This window comes from Amycolatopsis orientalis (assembly GCF_000943515.2).
Lineage (GTDB): Bacteria > Actinomycetota > Actinomycetes > Mycobacteriales > Pseudonocardiaceae > Amycolatopsis > Amycolatopsis orientalis.
Genome location: NZ_CP016174.1, coordinates 3,455,979 through 3,470,583 on the forward strand (window position 1 = coordinate 3,455,979; position 14,605 = coordinate 3,470,583).

Annotated in this window: 13 protein-coding genes; 9 read left to right on the plus strand and 4 right to left on the minus strand. The window is 69.9% G+C overall.

What is annotated here, in order from left to right; all coding sequences use genetic code 11:
- The first annotated feature begins 34 nt into the window (after positions 1-34).
- A complete protein-coding gene (locus tag SD37_RS15505; protein ID WP_236725378.1) occupies positions 35-868 on the plus strand; it encodes an alpha/beta hydrolase family protein in 834 nt (277 codons plus the stop codon).
- Here SD37_RS15505 and SD37_RS15510 read toward each other — a convergent pair.
- Together SD37_RS15510 and SD37_RS15515 are read right to left on the minus strand one after the other, a co-directional pair.
- Positions 865-1,764, minus strand: a complete 900-nt coding sequence (locus tag SD37_RS15510; RefSeq protein ID WP_044850278.1) for a hypothetical protein — start codon at positions 1,762-1,764, stop codon at positions 865-867. The genes SD37_RS15505 and SD37_RS15510 overlap by 4 nt on opposite strands.
- Positions 1,761-2,264, minus strand: a complete 504-nt coding sequence (locus SD37_RS15515; protein ID WP_044850277.1) for a hypothetical protein — start codon at positions 2,262-2,264, stop codon at positions 1,761-1,763. The genes SD37_RS15510 and SD37_RS15515 overlap by 4 nt, the downstream gene beginning before the upstream one ends.
- A 214-nt stretch (positions 2,265-2,478) precedes the next feature.
- Between SD37_RS15515 and SD37_RS15520 the strand changes: the two genes are divergently transcribed.
- The 5 genes from SD37_RS15520 to SD37_RS15540 all read left to right on the plus strand — a co-directional run bounded on the left by SD37_RS15520 (position 2,479) and on the right by SD37_RS15540 (position 7,320).
- Positions 2,479-3,888, plus strand: a complete 1,410-nt coding sequence (locus tag SD37_RS15520) for an APC family permease (RefSeq protein ID WP_044850276.1) — start codon at positions 2,479-2,481, stop codon at positions 3,886-3,888.
- Positions 3,885-4,784: an ROK family protein gene (locus SD37_RS15525; RefSeq protein WP_044850275.1), complete on the plus strand. Its 900-nt coding sequence runs from the start codon at positions 3,885-3,887 to the stop codon at positions 4,782-4,784. The genes SD37_RS15520 and SD37_RS15525 overlap by 4 nt, the downstream gene beginning before the upstream one ends.
- 110 nt (positions 4,785-4,894) lie before the next feature.
- Positions 4,895-5,467, plus strand: a complete 573-nt coding sequence (locus tag SD37_RS15530) for an NADPH-dependent FMN reductase (RefSeq protein WP_044850274.1) — start codon at positions 4,895-4,897, stop codon at positions 5,465-5,467.
- A 24-nt stretch (positions 5,468-5,491) separates the two neighbouring features.
- Positions 5,492-6,472 carry an ATP-binding cassette domain-containing protein gene (locus SD37_RS15535; RefSeq protein WP_065912841.1) on the plus strand — a complete coding sequence of 327 codons (981 nt, stop codon included), beginning with the start codon at positions 5,492-5,494 and terminating at the stop codon, positions 6,470-6,472.
- Complete coding sequence (locus tag SD37_RS15540; RefSeq protein WP_044850272.1) at positions 6,469-7,320, plus strand: ABC transporter permease; 852 nt, start codon at positions 6,469-6,471, stop codon at positions 7,318-7,320. The genes SD37_RS15535 and SD37_RS15540 overlap by 4 nt, the downstream gene beginning before the upstream one ends.
- 19 nt (positions 7,321-7,339) lie before the next feature.
- On the opposite strand, the gene SD37_RS15545 is transcribed toward SD37_RS15540, so the two are convergent.
- Positions 7,340-10,468, minus strand: coding sequence for an ATP-binding protein (locus SD37_RS15545; RefSeq protein WP_044850271.1), 3,129 nt, complete (start codon positions 10,466-10,468; stop codon positions 7,340-7,342).
- Positions 10,469-10,902: 434 nt separating this feature from the next.
- Between SD37_RS15545 and SD37_RS15550 the strand changes: the two genes are divergently transcribed.
- Positions 10,903-12,177, plus strand: a complete 1,275-nt coding sequence (locus SD37_RS15550; RefSeq protein WP_044850270.1) for a cytochrome P450 — start codon at positions 10,903-10,905, stop codon at positions 12,175-12,177.
- Positions 12,178-12,180: 3 nt separating this feature from the next.
- On the opposite strand, the gene SD37_RS15555 is transcribed toward SD37_RS15550, so the two are convergent.
- Positions 12,181-12,807 (minus strand): alpha-ketoglutarate-dependent dioxygenase AlkB, encoded by a 627-nt coding sequence (locus SD37_RS15555; protein WP_044850269.1) that lies wholly within the window; start codon positions 12,805-12,807, stop codon positions 12,181-12,183.
- An 88-nt stretch (positions 12,808-12,895) separates the two neighbouring features.
- Here SD37_RS15555 and SD37_RS15560 point away from each other — a divergent pair, with 88 nt between their 5' ends.
- Entirely contained in the window at positions 12,896-13,699 is an 804-nt protein-coding gene (locus SD37_RS15560) for an MBL fold metallo-hydrolase (protein WP_044850268.1), read from the plus strand.
- A gap of 5 nt (positions 13,700-13,704) precedes the next feature.
- Complete coding sequence (locus SD37_RS15565) at positions 13,705-14,484, plus strand: alpha/beta fold hydrolase (protein WP_044850267.1); 780 nt, start codon at positions 13,705-13,707, stop codon at positions 14,482-14,484.
- Positions 14,485-14,605 lie beyond the last annotated feature (121 nt).

The window sequence follows — 14,605 nt, forward strand, 5'->3', positions numbered from 1 at the left end:
CGTGGAGATCGACAGCGCACCAGGAAGGACAGTGGTGGGAGAACCGGTCACGGGCACCGCCGCGGGGGTACCGTTCACCGCCTTGCCGCCATCGGCCGAGGTCAGCGGCCCCGCGCCGGTGGTCATCGCCTGGCATATGATCGACGCGCCCCGTTCGGACGCCGCGTTCGCGGCCGCGTTGCCGCTGGCGGGAGTGCCGGCGTGGCGCGTCTACCTCGGAATGCCGTTGTGCGGCGCCAGAATGGTCGACGGCGGGATGGACGCCGTCATCGAGCGGGCCCGCCGTGACGCGATGCTCGCCTACCTCGACCCGTTCGTCCGGCAGGCGGCGCTGGAGTTCCCCGCCGCGCTGGCCGTCCTGCGGGAACGCTTCGGCTTCGACACTTCCCGGATGGCCGTCGCCGGTGGTTCGCTGGGTGGCGCCGTGGCGCTGACGATCCTGGCCACGCGCGAGATCCCGGTCCGCGCCGCGGCGCTGGTCAACCCCGCGGTCCGCGCGCGTTCGGTGGTCGGCCTGGTGGAAGGCATGCTGGAGCAGCCTTATCCATGGAACGACGAAGCGGACAAGGCGGCGGATCAGCTCGACTTCGTCGCACGATCGGGTGAAATTTCGGCGAGGGAAACCCAAGTTCCGCTGCTGGTCGTCAGCGGCGAGGACGATTTCCCGTCGTTCCGCGAAGACGCCGGTGAACTCGTCTCCGCCTTGCGCGGGCAGTACGCCACACCGGACGACGTCCGCCTGGACCGGATCGCCGGGCTGGCGCATCCGCTGGCCGAAGAGCCGGGTATCGCACCGGCGCCGCAACTGCCGATCGCGAAGGTGGTCGACGACGCGGTCACCGCATGGTTGGAGCGTCACCTGCGCTAACAGGCGGCGGGTGGGACCGACCGGGCGGGGCCGAATTCGAGCCGCAGCTTGTCGCTCTTCGGGAGGACGAACGCGACGTCGGTCCCCGCCCGCCACGTCCAGGGAACGAAGACGTACTGGCCGCCGGACTGCAACAGCAGCCTGAGGCCGGTGTACCGGTATTTGTAGGCGGCGTCGGGGTCCGCGCATTTCACCTGCAGGACACCGCCCGCGGTGAGGTTGAGGCTTTCGGCGCTGTAGATCGTCGCGGCGGGCCGCGTCGGGATCTGTGCCGCGACTTCGAAACCGCGCCGGACGCCGACGGAGGCCGAATAGTCGCTGACGGCCCAGAACAGCCCGATGCTGACCAGCAGGTACCCCAGTACGAGTTCCAGCAGGTTCGACCGGTGCGCCGAAGCCCAGCGGCGCCAGGCGAAAAGCACCATCAGCACGCCGAGCGCGAAGCCGAGTCCGGGTAGCCCGGGATAGGGGCGGAACGGTAGCGGATCCAGCGCTATCAGCACGGCCGCGACGATCAACGCCGCACCCAGCCCGGCCGCGACGGGGGTCCCGATCCGGAGCAGTCGCGCCCAGCCGTCCTCGGAAAGCCGGATCCGGAGGAAGCGGGCCAGCATCAGGAAACCGAGCACCGAACCCGCCGTGCCCGCCAGGGGCAGGAGGACGCCGTCGACACCGCGCGCGAAGATCTCGTCCGGGGTCTGCCCCAGCAGCGTGTAGTGCACGCGGAAGTACGCGAAGAACACCTGCGTCTCCACCAGGCCGAAGAAGTAGAGAAGCGCGGTGAGCAGGGTCGTGTTGGCCAGCACGGTGCCGACGAGCTTGAGTGCCTGCGGAGGACCCGGGTCGGGCTCGGGTGCTTTCGTCTCGGGCCTGCGCAGTCCGCGCCGCGCGGTCATCCGGAGGTGGTCTCGGTGGGCTGTTCGCTGGCCGAAGCCGGGCTTTCCGAGGTCGTGGTCTCCTCGGTGACCTCGGGTTTGCACGCGACGGCCTTGATCGTGACGGTTCCGCCGGGTTTGACCGGGGAGTGCGTGATGCTGCTGACGCATTCGCCGGAGCCGGTGATCACGACCTTGACGCCGCACAGGTTCGGCCCGCAGACCTTCCTGATGTCGCCCTCGATGTCCGAACGGGCGATCGGGGGAGAAGCGCCCAGCCGGGTGTGGTCGTAGACGATCGGGCTCCCGGGTACGCCGGGCGGAGCGGGCTCCCGGGTGCGGCCGCCGCCCGGCCCGGGCGGAGCCGTATCCGACGACGCCGTCGGCGCGATCTCCGTCGTCACCCCGCTGTCCGTGGTCATGTCGGCCGGGGCCGTGTCCCGGGGCGCGGAGGTTCCGTCGCAGCCCGCCGTGAATCCGAGGGCGGCGATCGCCATCGCCGTGCTGAGCAGCCGTTTCATGGACCTCACCGTCCTGGGAAGACGCCCTTTCGGATAAGGACGCGGAACGGCAGGCCCCTGATACGTGCCGGCTTGGTCCATTCGGGCGTATTTCGCGGATTCCGCCCGTTCGGGCAGATCCGGGTGGACCGGCGTGCGACAACTTCGCCGCCTGGCCTTCCGACACGCCGGAAATTATGTTAAGAAACTTTACTAACTAATAGGGAGGCGCGTTTTGAGTTCACCCCCGCAGCCGGGGCTCGAGCGGAAGATCGGGCCGCTGCAGGCGACCGCCATCAACATGACCCAGATGTGCGGGATCGGCCCGTTCGTCACCATCCCCGCGATGGTGGCGACCCTCGGCGGTCCACAGGCCATGTTCGGCTGGCTCATCGGCGCGGTCATCGCGCTGGCCGACGGCCTGATCTGGGCCGAACTCGGCGCCGCCCTCCCGGGCGCCGGCGGTACCTACGTCTACCTGCGCGAGGCGTTCGGCTTCCGCACCGGCAGGCTCATGCCGTTCCTGTTCGCCTGGAGCGCGGTCCTGTTCATCCCGCTGATCATGTCCACCGGTGTCATCGGCCTCGTCCAGTACCTCGGGTACCTGATCCCCGGCGTGGCGGACGAGGGCGGGACCACCGGACTCGGCAAGGTCATCGGGCTCGGCGTCATCGCGCTCGTGGTGCTCGCGCTGTTCCGGCGGATCGGCGAGATCGGGAAGCTGACCACCGTCCTGTTCGCGGTCATGCTGTTCGCCGCGCTGTCGGTGATCGTCGCGGCCTTCACGCGTTTCGACGGCGCGCAAGCGTTCGCCTTCACGCCGGGCGCGTTCTCGTTCGGCGGTGGCGCGTTCTGGGCCGGGCTCGGCGCGGGCCTGGTCATCGCCATCTACGACTATCTCGGCTACAACACCAGCGCCTATCTCGGCGGCGAGGTCCGCGATCCCGGCCGGACGCTGCCGCGGTCGATCATCTTCTCGATCCTCGGCATCATGAGCCTGTACTTCCTGCTGCAGCTCGGAGTGCTCGGCTCGGTCCCGCTGGAGGAACTGAAGACCGCCACGTCGGTCGCCTCGACCGTGCTGGAACAGGCGTGGGGCACGGGCACGGCCAAGGTCATCACCGTGTTCATCGTGATCGCCGCGATCGGTTCGGTGTTCGCCGGGCTGCTCGGCGGCTCGCGGGTCCCGTTCGAGGCCGCTCGCGACAAGGTGTTCCTGCCGGTGTTCGCCAAGCTGCACCCGAAGCTGAACCTGCCGACCGCCGGCGTGCTGACGATGGGCCTCATCACCGCGATCGGCTCGCTGTTCACGCTGACCGCGGTGATCAACGCGGCGGTGACGGTGCTGGTGATCGTCCAGTCGCTCGCCCAGGTGGCGGCGATCGTGGTGCTGCGGCGACGACGGCCGGAGCTGGACCGGCCGTACCGTCAGTGGCTGTACCCGATCCCGACGGTGATCGCGCTGCTCGGCTGGGTCTACATCTACTTCTCGGCCACCTGGCTTTCGATCGGGCTTTCGGTGGGGTGGATCGCGCTCGGCGTGGCGGCGTTCCTCGCCTACGCGAAGGCGGAGCGCGTGTGGCCGTTCGGGCCGAAGGGGATCCAGGAATTGTTCGCGGGGGCGGCAGAGGGGACGGGGAAGTGACGGGGGAAGACCTGATCCTGGGGATCGACTTCGGCGGGACGAAGGTCGCGATCGGGCTGGCGGACAGAACCGGGAGCCTGCTGGTCACCCGGCGGCTCGACACCGACGCGCAGGCGGGCGCCGGACAGGTGGTGAGCCGTGCGCTCGCCGCCGCGCGGAAACTGCTCGCCGACGAAGGCGCCGCCGACCGCCTCGCGGCGATCGGTGTCGTCAGCCCCGGCATCGTGCTGGAGGACCGCATCCTGCTGGCACCCAACGTGCCGGGCTGGGAGGAACTGCGGCTGCGGGAACTGGTCGCGGACGAGTTCGGCGACGTCGGCATCGAAGTGGGCACCGACGCCAAGGCGGCGGCGCTCGCGGAATGGCGATGGGGAGCGCTGGCCGGCACCGATCCGGCGGTGTTCCTGTCACTGGGGACCGGGATCGCGGCGGCGGTCCTGGTCGGCGGCCGGCTGCTGACCGGCGCCAACGGAGCCGCGGGCGAGATCGGGTACAACCTTCGCTCGCCGCAGGACACCGATGGGTTCGCCGGCGGAGCGGCGCCGTTGGAGGAGGTCGTCGGTGGACGAGGGCTGGGCGGCCGGGCGAGTGTGCTGCTCGGCCGCCCGGTCACCGCGGGGGAGCTGTTCGCCCTCGCCAGGGAGAACGCGCAGGCGAAGGAACTGGTCACCGCGGCGCTCGACGAACTGTCGATGCACGTCGCGAACCTCGCCATCGCGCTCGATCCGCAGTGCATCGCCGTCGGCGGGGGACTGGTGCGCTCGGCCGACGTCCTGCTGCCCGCGCTGCGTGAGCGGCTGGCGCAGGCCGTGCCGTTCCCGCCCGAACTGGTGTCGGCGAAATTCGACCAGGACGCCTCCCTGCTGGGCGCGATCGCGATCGCGCTGGACGCGTAGCGGCGGAAGGCGAGATCACCGACCGAAGCCGCCAGGCTTTCGCTAGATCCGATCTAGCGAAAGCCTGGCGGCTTTCTCGCGCCTGAGGGGTGAGGCGAGGGAGGGTGGTCATGGGCAACGGTCCGCTGCGGGTCGCGGTGATCATCGGCAGTACCCGCGAAGGGCGGGTGGGGGACGCCGTCGCCCAGTGGTTCATCGCACGTGCTGGAGACCGGGACGGTCTCGTGCTCGACGTGCTCGACCTGGTCGACTTCGACCTGCCTTCCGGGCTGCCGGAGCAGGCGACGCGGGAGATGAAGCGGTTCGCCGGGCGGATCGACGCGGCGGAGGCGTTCGTCGTCGTCACCCCCGAGTACAACCGCAGCTTCCCGGCGTCGCTCAAACAGGCGATCGACTGCGCCTACGACGAGTGGCGCGCGAAACCGGTCGGCTTCGTCTCCTACGGGTACCGGTCACAGGGGCTCTACGCCGTGGAGCAGCTTCGCTCGATCTTCACTGAGCTGCACACCGCGACCATGCGGGACACGGTCGCCTTCAACCTCCTCGACGGCACCTTCGCCCGCGACGGCACTCCCTTCGACTCCGACGGGCAGGGCCAGGCCGTGACCACCTTGCTCGACGAACTCCTCTGGTGGGGCCTCGCCTTGCGCGAGGCACGGGCCGCCCGTCCGTACGTCTGCTGAAAAATCCGGGAAGGAACAAGGAAAATGAGTGAACTGGCCATCGAAGCCTCGGGGCTGGTCAAGGTGTTCGGGGAGAAACGGGCGGTCGACGGGCTCGATCTCGAAGTCCCCGCGGGCACCGTGTACGGCGTCCTCGGGCCGAACGGCGCGGGCAAGACCACCGCGGTGAAGATGCTCGCGACCCTGCTGCGCCCCGACGGCGGCGAGGCCCGCGTCTTCGGCAAGGACGTCGTCCGCGAGGCCGACGCCGTCCGGTCCATGGTGAGCCTGACCGGGCAGTACGCCTCGGTCGATGAGGAGCTGACCGGGACCGAGAACCTGGTGCTGATCGGCAGGCTGACCGGGCACCGCAACCCCGCCGCCCGCGCGCGGGCGGCGGAACTGCTGGCGGCGTTCGGCCTGACCGAAGCCGCGGGGCGGCAGGTGAAGAACTACTCCGGCGGGATGCGGCGGCGGATCGACATCGCCGCGAGCATCCTCAACCCCCCGGACGTGCTCTTCCTCGACGAGCCGACGACCGGGCTCGATCCCCGCAGCCGCAACCAGGTCTGGGACATCGTGCGCGCGATCGTGGGGCACGGCACCACCGTCCTGCTGACCACGCAGTACCTCGACGAGGCCGATCAGCTGGCGTCCCGGATCGCGGTCATCGACCACGGCAAGGTCATCGCCGAAGGCACCAAGGGGCAGCTGAAGGCCTCGGTCGGCGCGGGCGCCGTCCACGTCCGGCTGCGCGAGGCCGATCAGCGCCCCGAGGCCGAGGCACTGCTGAACCGGATCCTGGAGGCGCGGGTGCAGCTGGAACCGGATCCGGTCGCGCTGACCGCCCGGCTTTCGGGGGAGAGCACCGAACAGGGCGCCGCCGAGCACGCCGCGCGCGCACTGGCGGAACTCGCCCGCGCGGGAATCGTCGTCGACACGTTCTCCCTCGGCCAGCCGAGCCTCGACGAGGTCTTCCTGGCCCTCACCGACCGCACCGCCACGCCTGAGGAGAGTGCAGCTTGAGCACCACGGCAGTCAAGGAAACCGAACCGGTCCTCGCGGTACCGAAGCCCGAAGACCTCGCCGCCGTCCTGATCGCGAAGAACCGCCCGCGGCGCCCGAGCGCGTTGTCGGCCTCGATCACCTTCGGGTGGCGCGCCATGGTGAAGATCAAGCACGTGCCCGAGCAGTTGTTCGACGTCACCGCGTTCCCGGTCATGATGACGCTGATGTTCACCTACCTGTTCGGCGGCGCGCTGTCCGGTTCGCCGACGCAGTACCTGCAGTTCGTGCTGCCGGGCATCATGGCGAGCAGCATCCTGATGATCACCATGTACACCGGGGTCGCGGTGAACACCGACATCGCGAAGGGCGTCTTCGACCGGTTCCGCACGCTGCCGATCTGGCGGCCGTCGGCGATGGTCGGCTACCTGCTCGGCGACATGCTGCGCTATCTCATCGCGTCGCTGGTGATCCTCGGGGTCGGGCTGATCATGGGCTTCCGGCCCGGCGGCGGATTCGGCGGCGTGGCCGCGGCGATCCTGCTGCTGCTGGCGTTCTCGTTCGCGTTCTCGTGGATCTGGACGATGTTCGGCCTGCTGCTGCGCAGCGAGAAGTCGGTGATGGGGGTCAGCATGATGGTGCTGTTCCCGCTGACCTTCCTCAGCAACATCTACGTCGACCCGGCGACGATGCCGGGCTGGCTGCAGGCCTTCGTCGACGTCAACCCGGTGACCCACGTGGTCGGCGCCGTCCGGTCCATGATGGACGGCGACTGGGACGGCGGCGAGATCACCTGGGTGCTCATCGCGGGCGGCGCCATCCTGGCGATCTTCGGCACGCTGACGATGCGGCTCTACAACAGGAAATGACCCGGGGTTCCCTGGCGGCTCACAGCCGCCAGGGAACCTTGTCCTGTGGTGCGTAGCGGCAAGACGACCCGGTGGTGACCGACGCGCGCAGATGCGCGGCCAGCGCGGGGTGGAGGTCGTCGAGTTTGCGCAGCGTGTCCCGGATCCGGGCGGTCACCGTCTTGCGGGCGCGTTCGGCCTCGTCGCCGAAGCGCCGGGTGCGGCCGCCGAGCCCGGCCGCGGACCGCAGTTCCGCCAGCAGCGCGTCGCGCTCCCGGTCCAGTGCCGCGGCCCTGGCGTCTTTGCCCAGTCCGGTCGCGGTGTCGATCAGGTCGTCGAGTTCGGCCAGCCGCGCGCGATAACGGGCCTTCGCCTCGTCGTCCAGGACGGCGTCACCGCCGACGCTCTTGGCGGCGACCACGACCTCACCGCCTTCCGGGGCGAGCAGCCGGACGGCCGGGACCTCCGAACCCGGCCTGCCGAGCAGGAAATGCAGATCCCGCAAGCCTTTCGAGTCCGGCAGGCGGGCGGTGACGCCGTCGAAACACAGGGTCCACACGGCTTCGTCGCGGCGGAACTCGGCCGGACGCGCCGCCGGGGTCCGCGCGCCTTCGCGGGTTTCCTTCGCCCTGGCCGCGACCTGTCGCATGCCGAGCGCGGCGGCTTCTCTGTCCACTTCGGACAGGATGGTCGCCGCGGTGGCCGCGTCGTCTTCGAGGTTCCGCCCGAGCAGTGCCTGCGCCAGCCAGGACTTGGCCTCGGTGGCCCAGGCCGCGGCCCGCAGACTTTCGGCCGAGTGCGCGGCCCCGGTCAGGTTCTCCACGGCGTCGTTCCAGCGCTCCTGCGCCAGATCGAGCCTGCCGAGCCAGAGATCGACCGGGCCGGAGATCTCGCAGCCGTGCAGGGAAACCAGCCATTCCCCTTGGTAGGGCGAGAGGAGCGCACGGGCCGCCTCGCAGCGTTCGGGATCGCGGGAGACCGCCGCTGTCTGCGCCCGGCAGCGTAGCCACATCGCCTCCAGGTCGCGGGAGTACGGCTTCGCTTCGGCCGCGAGATCGGTGAGCCGCACGGCTTCCGCGGCGTCCTCCCGCTGTGCGGCGGTGATCGCCTCCAGCAGCCTGCCATAGGAATGACCGCCGTCGTGGGTACTCTCGCGGTGCAGCACGGCGAGGTCGTCGAACCGGCCCTGCAGGCACCATTGAGACCACCGCTGCAGCCGGGTGAGATCGCAGAAATGCGGCTGGTCCTGGTTCTTGTCGCCGGAGATCGCGCGCTGAAGGTGTGCTTCGGCTTCGTCGAACCGGCCCTGGATCGTGGCGATGATGCTCTGGTCGATCATGGCGGCGAGATGGGAACTCGGCACCCGGCCGAGGTCCGCCATGGCGACGAAGTCCTGGTACTGCCCGAGATAGCGCGGGTCGCCCTGTTCCAGCAGCGCCACCCATTTGAACGAGGACGCGAAATGCTCCAGTTCCGCGTTCGCGGTGCGGCGGCCGAGCGCGATCAATTCGTCGGTGAGCCGTTGCCGCTCGGCCGCGGTGCCGGGGCCCGAGATCGCGTCGTGCCGGGCCCACAAACCGAACTGCAGCGCCGAGTCGTCCTGATCGTCGCGTGCGGTCACCATGATGCGCGCTGTCAGTTCCTGCGTCATCCGGTCGGCGGAAAGGGTTTCGCCTGGCGCGCGTCCGCAGAGCCGCTGATGCGCCTCGGCGAGCAGCACGGCGGTCTCGCCGGCGCGCAGTCCCTTGTGGTCGGTGCGGATCAGGGTCAGCGCGAGCCGGGCGAGCAGATCGTCGTCGTCGAGTTCGCGGACGATGGCCGCGGCCGCGTCGAGGACCTGCCTGCCCTCTTCGGAGTCGTGGTGGCGGGTCAGATGCGCGCCCAGTTCGAGGGCGATCACCGCGCGGCGCCGCCGATCCCGGACGGTCTCCATCGCCCGCCGGTAATGCGTGGCCGTCTCCTCGACGGCCATCCGGCCGGTGGCGTCGGCCGCCGCGGCCAACATCAGGCCGACGGCCCGGTCCGGATCGAGTTCCTGACCGGCGAGCAGGGCATGGCGGGCCAGATCCGCGGGGAAGAGCCGGTCCGGCGACGCCGTCGGCTCGCGGACGGCGTCGACGACGGCGGCATGCAGCTTCTGTCGCTCCGAATCGGACAGGCTCGCGTACAACGTCTCGCGCACGAGGTCGTGGGCGAACGCGAAGCGACCCTGCCCCCGCACCACGACCAGCCGCGCCGCGACGGCCTGGTCGAGGAGCCTGTCCACCTGCGGCACGGGTGCCGGCGCCACCACCGCGAGCAGTCTGCGGTGGAATTCCCGGCCGAGCACGGACGCGGTGGTCAGCAGATCGAGAACCGGTTGGGGGAGCAGGGAAAGCCGCCGCTGCAGGGCGTCGGCGACGCCGGGTGCGATCGTCTCCGCGGAGCCGCCGCTGTGCCACAGCCGCGCCGTCTGCTCGACGAAGAACGGGTTGCCGCCGGTGCGGCGATGGACCTCGGCGACCAGTTCCTCGTCCGGTTCCGCGCCCGCCGTCCTGGCCATGAGCGCGCCGACCTCGTCCGGTTCGAGGCCGGTGAGCGTGACCGACGTGGCCTTCGCGAGCAGCGGCAGCATCAGCGAACGGAGCGGGTGGCCGGTCGTCTCGACCTCGACGTCCCGGTACGTGCCGATCAGCAGCAGCCGTTCGAACCAGGTGTGCTGGGCGGCGAACTCGAGCAGCCGGAGCGACGCGGTGTCGGCCCAGTGCAGGTCGTCGAGCACCACCACGACCGGCTGGTCCTGGGAAGCGGACACCAGCACGCTCGTCACCGCGTCGTAGAGGCGGAAGCCGTCGGGCGCGCCGTCCCCGCGGGCTTCGCCGAGCAGGACGTCCAGTTCGCTGTCGGCCATCGCGGCCCAGCGGCCCGGCCCGACCGAGCGCCGCAGCCCGCGGACCACCTGCGTCCACGGCCAGTAGCCGGGTGCGCTGGCGGAGTCCCAGCAGGAGCCGTTGAGCACCAGCGCGCCGAGGCGCTTCGCCTCTTCGGCGGCGCCGGTGACGAGCGTGGTCTTGCCGATCCCGGCCTCGCCGGTGACCAGGACCAGCCCGCCGTGGCTTTCGGTGGCGCGCGCGATCTCCGCGCGGAGTACCCCCGCGGGATGGTCGCGTCCGATGAGCACGGCTGACATGTCCGAATCCTCCCAGTAGGGTCCGACAATCTCACGACGCCCGCCTGCTGTCAGGCCTCGTGAGTGGTGAGTGCTGTTAGAACGACACTTGCCACTCACGACGCACGTGCTCCGGCGGCCACCGCGGCGCTGTCCTGAAGGCCCCCTTTGCGACGGTGAGCGTCGCAAAGGGGGGCCTTCGCGACACCTTCGGCCGTCTGTGCCCGGACTTCCTGAGCGACTCGGATGGCCAGCGGCTCGTGAGTGGTAATGAGGGTTAGAACCGTCATTGCCACTCACGAGGCCCGTGGGCACGGAGGGCTGGTGATCGACGTCTCCCACCGGCCGGGAACCCCGCGCGGTCCGCGCGCGACCTCCTGAACGTGACGAATCGAGTGGGACCGCGGCCTGTTGTGCCAGGTCAGGCGCTACGCGGCAGGAGTAGGGTGGGATCCATGGGGAGCATTCGCTCGCGCGTTCTGGCCTGGATCGGTCGCCGTTACCTCGCGCGTCAGCAGAAAAACGGCTTCGACCTGTCCAAGATGTCGATCCTCCCGGACAACGCGCTGAAGCCGCTCAAACGCGACGGTCTGGACCCGGTCGCCGACCTGGGCCGCCTGCGCGCCGAAGCGCCGATCAGCAAGCTGGATCTGCCGTTCGGCATGAACGCCTGGCTGGTCACGGGCTATGACGAGGCCAAGGCGGTCCTCGGCAAGGTGACCGAGTTCAGCAGCGACTTCACGAACCTTGTCGGCAACGCGGGCGTGACCGAGGACCAGAACCCCGGCGGGCTCGGGTTCGCCGATCCGCCGGTGCACACCAGGCTCCGGCGGCTGCTCACGCCGGAGTTCACCATGCGGCGGCTGGCGCGGCTCACGCCGCGGATCGACGAGATCATCGCCGACCAGCTCGACGCGATGGAGAAGGCGGACGGGCCGGTCGATCTCTGGCAGGCCTTCGCGCTGCCGATCCCGTCGCTGACGATCTGCGAGCTCTTGGGCGTCCCGTACGAGGACCGTGACGACTTCCAGCGGTTGAGCACCGCGCGGTTCGACCTCTTCGGCGGCGCGGGCGCGTCGCTCGGCGCGATCACCGAGTCACTGTCCTATTTGGACGACATCGTCAAGAAACAGCGCGAGAATCCGGGCGACGGCCTGCTCGGCATGCTCATCAAGGAGCACGGCGACGAGATCGACGACCGCGAACTGGCCGGCCTCGCCGACGGCGTGCTCACCGGCGGGCTGGAGACCACGGCGAGCATGCTCGCGCTCGGCGCGCTCGTGCTGCTGAAGGACCGCTCGCTGTTCGAGACCGTCCGCGGTGACGACGACGCCGTCCACAAGTTCGTCGAGGAACTGCTGCGGTACCTGACCGTCGTGCAGATGGCCTTCCCGCGTTTCGCCAAGGAGGACATGGAGGTCGCCGGCGTGCGGATCGCGAAGGGTGACATCGTGCTGTGCTCGCTCAGCGTCGCGAACCGTGACGGCGTCCTCGGTGACGACATGGAGAAGTTCGACGCGACCCGGGAGCCGACGTCGCATCTCGCCTTCGGATGGGGCATCCACCGCTGCATCGGCGCCGAGCTGGCCAGAATGGAACTCCGCGCCGCCTATCCCGCGCTGGTGCGCCGCTTCCCGGAGATGCGGCTGGCGATCGAAGAAGACGCGCTGGAGTTCCGGAAGGTCTCGATCGTCTACGGCGTCGACGCGCTCCCCGTGCTGCTGGACTGAGTATCAGGAGACTCCCCGCGGCCGGAACTGGATGCTGATCCTGGGCCCGACCGGCTTGGCGGTCTTGGGGATCGCGTGTTCCCAGGTCCGCTGGCAGCTTCCGCCCATGACGATCAGGTCGCCGTGGCCGAGCGCGTGCCGGATCGTTTCGCCCCCGCCACGCGGGCGCAGGGCGAGCTGCCGGGCCGCGCCGACCGAGACGATCGCGACCATGGTGTCCTCGGTGCGGGAGCGGCCGGTGTCGTCGCCGTGCCAGGCGACACTGTCGCGCCCGTCCCGGTAGAAGCACAGACCGGAGGTCACGAACGGCTCGCCCAGCTCGTCCGCGTAGTGCGCCGAAAGCGCCTCCCGTGCTTCGGTGAGGATCGGATGGGGGAGCGGCATCCCTTCGCGGTAGTAGCTCAGCAACCGGGGCACGGCGACGACACGGTCGTACATCTGCCGTTTTTCGGCGTGCCACGGCACCTCCTCGGCGAGCCGGGTGAACAGCTCGTCCGCGCCGGTGAGCCAGCCGGGGAGCACGTCGATCCAGGCACCCCTGGTCAGCTCGGTGCGCCGGAGCGCGCCGAGCGAGCCGAGCCCGAGGGCGGCGCACTCGTCGAACAGCGAGGCTTGAAGCGCGGGGGTCATGGCGACCGAACCTACCCCGGCTCCCGGCATTTGTCGAACGCGTGTTCGAGCAGGTATAGATGGGCGGACCACAAGCGGGAGGAACCTCATGCTGAAGCAGATCGCGGAGGATGTGCTGGTCCACCAGAGCGAGTTGCTCCAGAACAACACCGTCGTGGTGCAGGGCGGGAGTGGCGTGCTGGTCGTCGACGCCGGGACAACCGGCGATGAGATGGCCTGTCTGGCGAACGATCTCCGCGCGCTGGGCAAGCCCGTGTCCGCGGGTTTTTCGACCCATCCGGATTGGGATCACGTGCTCTGGCATGCGGAACTCGGCGAAGCGCCTCGTTACGGGACGGCCCGGTGCGCGGCTTTCCTGGAGGAACTGCGGTCGAACGAGGGCTGGATGGCCGACGTCGCCCAGGGGCTGCCGCCGGAGATCGCCGAGGAGACACCGTTGGCTTTGTTCGGCCTCGTCACGGGTCTGCCCGCCGGAACCGAGTACGTTCCCTGGGACGGCCCCAGAGTCCGGATCATCGAGCATCCCGCGCATGCCCAAGGTCATGCGGCGCTGGTGATCGAGGAACGCGGGGTCCTCGTCGCCGGTGACATGCTTTCCGATGTCCTGGTGCCGATGCTGGACCTGGGCGCCGCGAAGCCGATCGACGACTACCTCGTCGGACTGCGGCTGATCGAAGGCGCGGCGGACGAGGTCGACGTCCTCGTCCCCGGCCACGGGTCCGTCGGCAGAGGTGACGGGATACGCGCGAGGATCGACCAGGATCGGGCGTATGTGCATGCCCTGCGGGACGCCCGCGCTTCCGGCGACCCGCGGATCGGCCCGTCGGCCAAGCCCGGCTGGGAGTGGGTGAGTGACGTGCACGAAGGGCAACTCCGGCGCCTGGCACGATAGTCCGCATGATCGACACAGTCAGGTCCGAAGACGGAACGCCGATCGTCCTCGAACGCCGCGGCACGGGTCCCGTGGTCGTCGTCGTGGCCGGTGCCGCGAACGACCGGCACGGTGACGAACCGCTGGTCGCCGAGCTGGCGGCCGAGTTCTCCGTGGTGACCTACGACCGCCGGGGGCGGGGCGAGAGCGGGGACACCGCGCCGTACGCGGTCGAGCGCGAGATCGACGACCTCGCCGCGGTGGTCGCCTCGATCGGTGAACCGGTGCTCGTGCACGGCATCTCCTCCGGTGGCGCCCTCGCGTTGCTGGCCGCAGCGTCCGGGGTGCCGATGGCGCGGCTGTCGGTCTTCGAGGCGCCGTATCGCGGCGAGGCGGAAGAAGTCCCCGAGGGATACGCCGCCGAGATGCGCGACCTGGTCGCGGCGGACCGATGGGACGACGCCGCCGCGCTGTTCATGACCGCGGCCGTCGGCTCACCCGCGGCGGCGGTGGAGGAGGCCAAGGCGACGGCGATGTGGGCCGAACTCCGGTCGTTCGCGCCGACGCTCGTGTACGACGCCTTCGTGATGGGCGACTCGAAGGTGCCCGCGGAGCGGCTGGCGTCGATCGCGATTCCCGTTCTCGTCGTGAACAGCAACGGCAGCACCGACTGGCTGAAGATCGCCGCCGCAGTGACCGCCAAAGCGATCCCCGGCGCGAAGCACGTTCAGCTGGATGGCGAGTTCCACGACGTACCGGCCGGACGGCTGGCTCCGGAACTCGGCGCGTTCTACCGCGGGGCGTGAGAAAACCGCTGTCCGGTCAGCGGGACACCGGGCTGCCCGGTCCTTGTCCGATGACGGTTCGTGCTCGTACAGTCGCAGCCTGGTCCTGGTCTGGACCACCGCCGCCCTGACTGCGCAGGAG

Excerpts from the sequence above, each read along its gene's own strand:
- SD37_RS15510 (WP_044850278.1), bottom strand. The coding sequence starts at position 1,764 with ATGACCGCGCGGCGCGGACTGCGCAGGCCCGAGACGAAAGCACCCGAG.
- SD37_RS15515 (WP_044850277.1), bottom strand. The coding sequence starts at position 2,264 with ATGAAACGGCTGCTCAGCACGGCGATGGCGATCGCCGCCCTCGGATTC.
- SD37_RS15530 (WP_044850274.1), top strand. The coding sequence starts at position 4,895 with ATGGGCAACGGTCCGCTGCGGGTCGCGGTGATCATCGGCAGTACCCGC.
- SD37_RS15535 (WP_065912841.1), top strand. The coding sequence starts at position 5,492 with ATGAGTGAACTGGCCATCGAAGCCTCGGGGCTGGTCAAGGTGTTCGGG.
- SD37_RS15545 (WP_044850271.1), bottom strand. The coding sequence starts at position 10,468 with ATGTCAGCCGTGCTCATCGGACGCGACCATCCCGCGGGGGTACTCCGC.
- SD37_RS15550 (WP_044850270.1), top strand. The coding sequence starts at position 10,903 with ATGGGGAGCATTCGCTCGCGCGTTCTGGCCTGGATCGGTCGCCGTTAC.
- SD37_RS15555 (WP_044850269.1), bottom strand. The coding sequence starts at position 12,807 with ATGACCCCCGCGCTTCAAGCCTCGCTGTTCGACGAGTGCGCCGCCCTC.
- SD37_RS15560 (WP_044850268.1), top strand. The coding sequence starts at position 12,896 with ATGCTGAAGCAGATCGCGGAGGATGTGCTGGTCCACCAGAGCGAGTTG.
- SD37_RS15565 (WP_044850267.1), top strand. The coding sequence starts at position 13,705 with ATGATCGACACAGTCAGGTCCGAAGACGGAACGCCGATCGTCCTCGAA.